The organism is Streptomyces sp. NPDC056948 (assembly GCF_042674225.1).
Classification (GTDB): Bacteria; Actinomycetota; Actinomycetes; order Streptomycetales; family Streptomycetaceae; genus Streptomyces; species Streptomyces purpurascens.
Map to the genome: position 1 here is coordinate 1 of NZ_JBHUQX010000830.1, position 1060 is coordinate 1060.

General features: G+C 72.7%; 2 protein-coding genes. Both read right to left on the reverse strand.

Annotated elements, in window-relative coordinates; translation table 11 throughout:
- Positions 1 to 73: CoA transferase (locus ACFTZL_RS45085; protein ID WP_382596492.1), on the reverse strand; the 73-nt coding region annotated here is incomplete at its 3' end.
- Positions 74 to 294: 221 nt separating this feature from the next.
- A partial coding sequence (locus ACFTZL_RS45090) for a LysR substrate-binding domain-containing protein (RefSeq protein ID WP_382596489.1) occupies positions 295 to 1060 on the reverse strand: 766 nt, incomplete at its 5' end.

Genomic DNA, 1060 nt, shown 5'->3' on the forward strand with positions numbered 1-1060 from the left:
CCATCGCGCGGGCGGCGTCGCCCGCGCCCGGGGGTTCGACATGGACGACGTCCGCGCCCTGGTCGGCGAGCATCGAGCCCGCGAGCGGGCCGGCCACCACATGGGCGAACTCGACCACCTTCAGCCCGCGCAACTGTCCCTGCCCGGTGGCGTTCGGCTTGTCCTTGTCCGACACGGATGCGTCCCCTCGGCTCAGCTGCTGGTTCTTCAGACTGCCGAGGCGGAGAAATGCCTGTCCAGCAAAAGAAAGCCATCAATCAATGCGGAGTGCGCATGAATGGCTTCCGGGACGGCTCAGGCCCAGGACACCCCGGGCGGCAGTTCCTTGCCCTGGGCACGGAAATCCTCGAGCGTCTCCAGGAAGCGCTCGGTCACGCACGGGAGCGTGCGCCGTGCGCGCAGGGCGATGTCCAGGCGCCGGTCGACCACGGGGTGGACGAGCGGCCGGAAGACGAAGGGCCCGGTGCCCAGCAGGGGCAGCACCAGGGCGGGCAGCGCGCTCACGCCGAGGCCGGCGGCCACCAGTCCGCCCACGGTCGCGACACTGCCGGCCTCCGCCGCGGGTACGGCGTGCGCGTCGACCTGGCCGAACGCGGCATCGGTCAGCCGGCGCACGCTCGAGTCGCGTCCGACGGCCAGGAACGGTTCGCGGGCCAGGTCCGCCCAGCCGACCTCTTCGTGCTCGGCGAGCGGGTGGTCCTCGCGCAGGACGGCGACGAAACGGTCCCGGACCAGGGGCCGGTGCTCCAGCCGCTCCGGGGGCACCCCGACCGTGGTGATCGCGAAGTCCGCGTCGCCGGACAGGACCCGGTTCAGCACCGCGCGCTCCAAGCCGTCCAGCAGGCGTACGGCCACGCGCGGCCGGTCCTGCCGGAAGCCCGAGATGACCTGCGGGAGCAGCACCGCCGCGACGGAGGGCAGGGTGGCGACGGCGACGGTGCCGGACTCGCCGAGCAGGAAGCGGTCCAGTTCCTTCATCCCGGCCCGGTGGGCGCTGAGGATCTGCTCGGCGATGCGCAGCGCTTCGGCACCGGCGGCGGTCAACTGCACGTTGCGGGTG